This is a genomic window from Streptococcus parasanguinis (assembly GCF_015557775.1).
GTDB lineage: Bacteria > Bacillota > Bacilli > Lactobacillales > Streptococcaceae > Streptococcus > Streptococcus parasanguinis_AA.
Map to the genome: position 1 here is coordinate 98,197 of NZ_JADNOY010000005.1, position 8,089 is coordinate 106,285.

An 8,089-nucleotide genomic window follows, 5' to 3' on the forward strand; every position below is an offset into this window, starting at 1 on the left:
CCCTATGAATCAATTGAATCGCATATCTCTTGGAATTTCAGCTACTATGTTTACCATTATTGGTATTGTCTTGTTTATTAATCCCATTGAGCACATCGGCTCTTTTAGCTGGTTGATCTCCTGTGGCTTCTTTTTAATCTCTTTTTCACGTTTTTCACGCTATTACCGATTGCGTCAGTCAGGTATTATCAAGCAGCAACAGCTCTTTCACAGTATGGTTGCCTTGGTGTTCGCGGTTTACTTGCTACTATATGGCTACAAGACCTTACCGATTGTCTTCCCAGTCACCTTAGGGATTTGGCTGATCTATCGCTCCGTTTTAAATTTCCGAAAAGCCAACTTCTATTCCAAGAAGATTGAAGAGCTTTCCAAGCGCTATATTTTCTTTGCCTTGGTGCAGCTCTTTATCGGCTTGTTCTTAATTGTTAGTCCATTATCAATCAGTGTCATTCTCCTGAATATTATTGGTTTGATTTTCCTGCTTCTAGGACTTCAATCTTTCAGCCTCTTGCTAAAAAGTTAAGAAAAGTTACGTGCAAACCTTTGCATTTAACTGAAAGTCTGATATAATAGAACTGTAAGTGTTTACAAGTTTGAAAGGAGTTACAGATGTCTAAAAAAATTATCGGTATTGACCTTGGAGGAACTTCCATCAAGTTTGCTATCCTCACTTTAGATGGTGAAGTTCAAGAAAAATGGTCTATTAAAACAAATATTTTGGATGAAGGAAGTCATATTGTAGAGGATATGATCGAATCGATCGCTCATCGTTTGGAAATGCTTGGGCTTGATGCTTCTGAATTCCAAGGAATCGGAATGGGATCGCCTGGTGTTGTTGACCGTGAAAAAGGTACAGTTATTGGGGCCTACAATTTGAACTGGAAGACCCTTCAACCAGTTAAAGAAAAAATCGAAAGTGCCCTTCATATTCCATTCTTCATTGATAACGATGCCAACGTTGCTGCTTTGGGTGAACGTTGGAAAGGGGCTGGTGAAAACCAACCAGATGTTGTCTTCATGACACTTGGTACAGGTGTTGGCGGTGGTATCGTCGCTGAAGGTCGTCTCTTGCACGGTGTGCGTGGAGCTGCTGGGGAACTTGGTCACATCACGGTTGACTTTGATGATCCAATCCAATGTACCTGTGGTAAAAAAGGCTGTCTTGAAACGGTTGCCTCAGCAACTGGGATCGTCAACTTGACTCGTCGTTATGCAGATGAGTACGAAGGGGACTCTCAATTGAAAGTCTTGATCGACAATGGTGAAGAAGTGACAGCTAAAACGGTCTTTGATCTAGCAAAAGAGGGTGACGCTCTTGCTTTGATCGTTTATAAGAACTTCTCACGCTACCTTGGACTTGCTGCAGCCAATATTGGTTCAACCTTGAACCCATCTAAGATCGTTATCGGTGGTGGGGTATCTGCGGCTGGAGACTTCCTCTTGGATGGCGTGCGCAAGGTCTTTGAAGAAAACTCATTCCCACAAGTACGTGAATCTACTCAATTGGCGCTTGCTACTTTGGGAAATGATGCTGGTGTCATTGGTGCCGCATCTCTTGTATTACAATAAGATTAAAAGGAGATTTGCCTCTCCTTTTTTCTTTATCCTGTGATATAATGAAGGCAATAGTAGATTAAAGGAGGAGATATGACAAAAGCAGATACAATTTTTAAAGAAAATATTCGAAAAATCATGGAAGAAGGGGTCTGGTCAGAGCAGGCGCGTCCTAAGTACAAGGATGGCAGAACGGCCAACTCCAAGTACATCACAGGAGCCTTTATGGAGTTTGACCTCTCAAAAGGCGAGTTTCCTATCACGACCCTTCGTCCCATCGCGATTAAATCAGCCATCAAAGAGATGCTCTGGATCTACCAGGATCAATCGAATAGCTTAGACCTGTTAGAAGATAAATACAATGTCCACTACTGGAATGACTGGGAAGTAGGGGATAGTCGCACCATCGGTCAACGCTATGGTGCTGTGGTCAAAAAGCATGACCTTACCAATAAAATCCTCAAACAATTAGAGGCCAATCCTTGGAATCGCCGCAATATTATCTCGCTTTGGGATTATGATGCCTTTGAAGAGACAGAAGGTCTTCTGCCATGTGCTTTTCAAACCATGTTTGACGTGCGTCGCGTGGATGGAGAAATCTATCTAGATGCGACCTTAACCCAGCGTTCTAATGATATGTTGGTGGCCCACCATATCAACGCCATGCAGTATGTAGCGCTACAGATGATGATTGCCAAGCACTTTGGCTGGAAGGTCGGAAAGTTCTTTTACTTCATTAATAATCTTCACATTTATGATAATCAATTTGAACAGGCTGAAGAGTTACTCCGTCGGGAGCCTTCAGATTGTCGGCCACACTTGGTTTTGAATGTACCAGATGGAACCAATTTCTTTGACATCAAACCAGAAGATTTTGAACTGGTCGATTATGATCCAGTGAAGCCACAATTGAAGTTCGATCTTGCCATTTAGTAATAAATCAAGGTTTTTTGATACCTTGATCAATTGGTAAAATCCTTTTAGAATTAAAACAATTTTAGCTAAAAATTTTTACTCATTTTTGAGTCAATATGTTTTGAAAATCGTTCGGTTTTTGTTAAAATAGATAAGATTTGTAAAAACTAAACAATTTTAAAAAGAATGTTAATTTATAGATAAATATGGAGGTCCATTAGATGGGGAAAGACTTATTTAATGATCGTATTAGCAGATTCTCAATTCGTAAATTGAATGTGGGTGTTTGCTCTGTACTATTGGGAACACTTGTTATGGTTGGGACAGCCGCAAGTGCAGCCGCAGAAGAAAAGACAGATACGACAAGTGAAAATGTAGCAGCAGTTGCAACAGCGTCAGAAGCACCCGCAACTTCAACAGCCACAGCAACTTCAGCAGCATCAACAGCTGCAACAACGAGTACAGCAGCGACAACGTATGAAGCAAACCCAGCTGTTACTGCACCAGCAACATCAACAGCACCTGCTTCAACTAGTGAAGCAAGTAGCACAAGTACAGCAGCATCAGCAACATCAACTGCTGCAGCTACTTCTGAAACACCAAGCTTGGAAGCTACTACACCAGTAAACAAGGCAGGAGAAGCAGCTTCAACAAGTGCAGATAAGAAAGAAGAAGTGGCTGCAGGTGTCGAAGCACCAGCTACTGAAACTCCTGCTGTGACAGCAGAAACTTCTGGTCCTAAACGTCGTACTCGTCGTGCCCTTGGTGATGCCAATGATCCAAGCTTAATCGGGGATGATGTTGAAGATGCAACTTCAACACCAAAAGTTGAAAAACCTGGCTTTACAACAAATGTAAAAGCTTCAGACCTTGCTAGTCAAATCTCTTGGCTGGACTTTGGAGATGTAGATAACTGGACAGGAACTACTACAGTATTAGTTCCTAAAAGTGAAGCTAAACCAACTGAGAACTTAGAAGAAAAATTGGCTCTTCAAGTTGGGTCTACCTATACCAAGGAAATCATGCCTGGTTATGTAGTAAAAATCAGTGTTAAATCTTTGAAACCTTTCCAAGCGACAGAAATCTACAAAAAGCGCTTAGAAGAGCGTGGAGCTACAGAAGCAGAGAAAGCTACCTATGATCCAAATGCTAAAAATGGTTATGTGAATGGTACTTCTTCACTGGCTTCGAAGTTAGCTATAAGCAATGGTGAAGAGGCAATGATCGTTGCTGACCCTCAAAATAATTATACAGAAATACGTAAAGAGGGGATTAATACAGGTACAAAATCCACAACAATAAGTGCGGCCTTGAATGGTGGAAACATCGGGATCCAGTTTGAAGTTTCCGCTACCTTTCGTGGTAAAGCTGTCAAACCAGCCGTTGTGATGGCCGATGGCGAGTCAGCTAACCCTGGTGAATTGGTTATGTTCACCACCAATGGTGAAGGCTGGCAACATATTGGGGAATGGAAAAAGAATGGAAATACCGTACCTTATATTCCTCAAAATACAGATAACTTGTTTGGACCTTCACCTACTACTAATATAAGTGGTAAAAATTTCTACAGTATTAACCTTAATCAACTTCGTAATAGTACTCAAGTCGGACCAGACAAAAAAGCAGTTGCTTGGAAATATTATGGAAGTGCTGATTTAATAACTGGGGGCCTCGGAACTGGAGTCTTCGGGCCAAATATTTCTGCTGCTGATGTTGCTGTTCCTCTTGTTATGACCAAAGGGGCTTCTGAGATTGGTCTTTACATTGCTTCAGGTGGTAAACAGTCTGCTATGCTAGGATTCTTCCCACTTGATGAAGGAGATGCGCCTGAATCATACGGTAAGGCGATTCATTCGATCGCAACTGTAGATGGAATTACAGGTAAGAAAGTGAACCAACCTTATCTTGGTCACTTGAGTCCCGATATGGATGAAAACAATACCCTTGATTGGACTGGTGATGACAAGGCGACCACTGCGGATGAAGGCATCGACCAATTGCTTCCAGGTGATCTTAAAGGGAAAACCAATGAGCTGATCAAGATGGACCGGACACGTCCAGGTAATTACACCATTTCAGTGGAAGCTCATACGGATGGAGCAGAAAAAGCTAACATCTATGGTTGGGTAGATTTCAACCAAAACGGAACCTTCGATGAAGATGAACGGTCTGATTTAACAACCATTACCCAAGATGGAACGGCTACGTTAAGATTTACAAAGAGTAAAACCTATATTGATCCTAGTGTCAATGAATTAGGTGTTCGTGTCCGGATTGCTAAGGATGCTGATCAAATTGAAAGCCCGACAGGAATGGCCTTCTCAGGGGAAGTGGAGGACTTTAAGACTCAAATCACCCACCCACCAAAAGGGGAATTTAAAGAAACAACTGGCCTTCAAGGTGCGAAGCAAACTGCAACTGTAGCCTTTACCGCTCGTGGTTTGCAAGGCTATAGCCTAACTGAGCCAGCAAAAATTGATGAAACAGTAGCTCCACAAATGATAGATAACCGTACAGGGCAAGTCGTTACACCTGGCGCAGATGGCTACTATGCTGTAGCTGGTCAAGGGAAGTACAAGATCACTCCAAACGGAACTTCTGTGGATGTTGAGTTCATTCCTGAAGATCACTTCCTTGGAACAGCTGACGGTATCTCTATCCGTCGTACAGATAGCAATGGCTACGATACTGGTTGGTCAACAAAATTCCCAGCTGATGAAGCCAATGTAGATACTGTTTTGAATACCATGGACGGTCTTTATATCCCAACTGTTACACCAACGGATATTGAAGGGGTAGATAAGACTTCGACAGATGTCCAAGGTGCGACTCAAACTGGTACACCAACCTTTAACACAACTACAACGAATGCTAATGGCGACAAGATCTCTGTCACTCCAAGCTTGGAATACCCTGCTAAATTGGTGGACCCAGCGACTGGTCAAGTAACCAATGCAACCTCTGTAACAGTAGCAGGTGAAGGAACATACAGCATTGATGATGCTACTGGTAAAGTAACCTTTGTTCCAGAACCAGGATTCACAGGTACAGCTCAAGGTGTTACCGTATCAGTGACAGCTCCTGTCGGAAGAGATAAAGATGGTACAGTTCGTGATGAATACCTCAAGACTGCGACAGCTAAGTACACACCAACTGTAACACCTATCACAGTGACTCCTACAGACAAGGTTTCTACGGATATTCAAAACGTTCCTCAAACTCAAACACCAACATTTGATTTGAGTAACGACAAGACTGCTGAAATCACTAGCAAGAAATTGGTGGATCCAGCAACTGGTCAACCGACTGACGAAACAACGGTGACAGTAGCAGGGGAAGGTACATATACAATCGATCCAACTACAGGAGCGGTGACCTTCACACCTGAAAAAGACTTCGTTGGTACTGCAACTGGTGTGACAGTTCAAGCGACTGCAACGATTACCAATGCGAACGGTAAGACAGCAACCATCACATCTGATGCAACTTACACACCAACTGTTGTAGCGGCTGTTCCAACAGCAAACCCTGCAACTTCAAAAGATATTCAAGGTGCGACTCAAACAGGTACACCAACCTTTGCTGGTACAACTGTTCAAGTAAATGGTGAAGATAAAGCTATTACCATTAAAGACAATAGCTACACATTGCTAGATAAAGATGGTAACGAAGTTTCAACGACACCAGCTTATGCTGCTGATGGTACGACTGAAATCGGTACTTACTCAATCGATCCTACAACTGGACAAGTAACCTTCACACCGACTGATAAATCTTACACTGGTGCAGTGACACCAGCCAAGGTTCAAGCTGAAAGCTCAAACGGTATCAAGGTGGACACAACTTACACACCTGAAATCGTTCCTGTAACACCGACAGCAACCCCAGTTGAAACAGAAGATATCCAAGGTGCTACTCAAACAGGTAAACCTGAATTCAAGGGTGGAACAGTAACCATTGATGGGGTTGAGAAGACAGTAGCCATCAATGAAAATGTTCCAGCAACTTTCGAAGATGGTTCAACAACCAAGACTGTAGACGGTGTAGGTACTTTCACAGTAGCTGCAGATGGAACCGTAACCTTCGTTCCTGAGAAATCATTTGTCGGAACTGCGCCAGCTGTAACGGTTGTTCGTGAAGACATGAATGGATCTAAGGCTTCAGCGACTTACACACCAACCGTAACACCAGTAACCCCAACAGCAACACCAGCTGAAACAACAGGTGTTCAAGGTGCTACACAAACTGGTAAACCTGAATTTACTGCAGGTAACAGTCGTGTTCCAATGAACGATGATGTTGCTGCAACATTTGACGATGGCTCAACTACTAAGACAGTAGATGGCGTTGGTACTTATACAGTAGCAGCAGACGGTACTGTTACATTTGTTCCAGACCCAAGCTTTACTGGTACTGCACCAGCCGTAACCGTTGTTCGTGAAGACATGAACGGAAGCAAAGCTTCTGCAACTTACACACCAACTGTAAATCCAGTCACCCTTACTCCAACAAATAAAGTTTCTGAAGACATTCAAAATGTTCCTCAAACAGAAACTCCTACATTTGCATTGAGTGATGATGAAACTGCTCAAATTACAAGTAAGAAATTGATTGACCCTGCAACAGGTCAACCGACTGATGAAACAACTGTAACAGTAGCAGGTGAAGGAACTTACACAATCGATCCTACTACAGGAGCAGTAACCTTCACACCTGAAAAAGACTTTGTCGGAACTGCAACTGGTGTGAAAGTCCAAGCGACTGCAACAATTACCAATGCAGACGGTAAGACTGCAACCATCACTTCAGATGCAAGTTACACACCAACAGTTGTAGCGGCTGTTCCAACAGCAAGTCCTGCAACTTCAAAAGATATCCAAGGTGCGACTCAAACAGGTACACCAACCTTTGCTGGAACAACTGTTCAAGTCAACGGTGAAGATAAGGCTATTACAATCAAAGATAATAGCTACACGCTTTTGGATAATGATGGCAATGAAGTAACAAGCACACCAGCTTATGCTGCTGATGGTACGACTGAAATCGGTACTTACTCAATCGATCCTACAACTGGTCAAGTGACCTTCACACCGACTGATAAATCTTACACTGGTGCAGTGACACCAGCCAAGGTTCAAGCTGAAAGTTCTAACGGTATCAAGGTAGATACAACCTACACACCTGAAATCGTTCCTGTCACACCGACAGCAACTCCAGCTGAAACAGAAGATATTCAAGGTGCTACACAAACTGGTAAACCTGAATTCAAGGGTGGAACAGTAACTGTTGATGGTGTTGAGAAAACTGTAGCTATCAATGAAGCCGTTCCAGCAACCTTCGATGATGGTTCAACAACCAAGACTGTTGACGGTGTGGGTACTTACACAGTAGCAGCAGACGGTACTGTTACATTTGTACCAGAAAAATCATTCGTCGGAACTGCACCAGCCGTGACCGTTGTCCGCGAAGATAAGAACGGAACCAAAGCTTCTGCAACTTATACACCAACTGTGACTCCAGTCACTCCAACTGCAAAACCAGTTGAAACTACAGATATCCAAGGTGCTACACAAACTGGCAAACCTGTATTTACTGAAGGCGATAGCCGTGTGCCAATGAA

The 8,089-nt window shown here is 42.9% G+C and carries 4 protein-coding genes; all 4 read left to right on the forward strand.

What is annotated here, in order from left to right:
* The first annotated feature begins 4 nt into the window (after window positions 1-4).
* On the forward strand, window positions 5-523 hold the full coding sequence (locus I2F76_RS07640; RefSeq protein ID WP_023918208.1) for a hypothetical protein: 519 nt from the start codon (window positions 5-7) through the stop codon (window positions 521-523).
* An 86-nt stretch (window positions 524-609) separates the two neighbouring features.
* Entirely contained in the window at window positions 610-1,569 is a 960-nt protein-coding gene (locus I2F76_RS07645; protein WP_070665367.1) for an ROK family glucokinase, read from the forward strand.
* Between the two features lie 78 nt (window positions 1,570-1,647).
* Window positions 1,648-2,487 (forward strand): thymidylate synthase, encoded by an 840-nt coding sequence (locus I2F76_RS07650; RefSeq protein ID WP_195487589.1) that lies wholly within the window; start codon window positions 1,648-1,650, stop codon window positions 2,485-2,487.
* 203 nt (window positions 2,488-2,690) lie between these two features.
* On the forward strand, window positions 2,691-8,089 hold a 5,399-nt coding region (locus tag I2F76_RS07655), incomplete at its 3' end, for a CshA/CshB family fibrillar adhesin-related protein (RefSeq protein ID WP_195487590.1).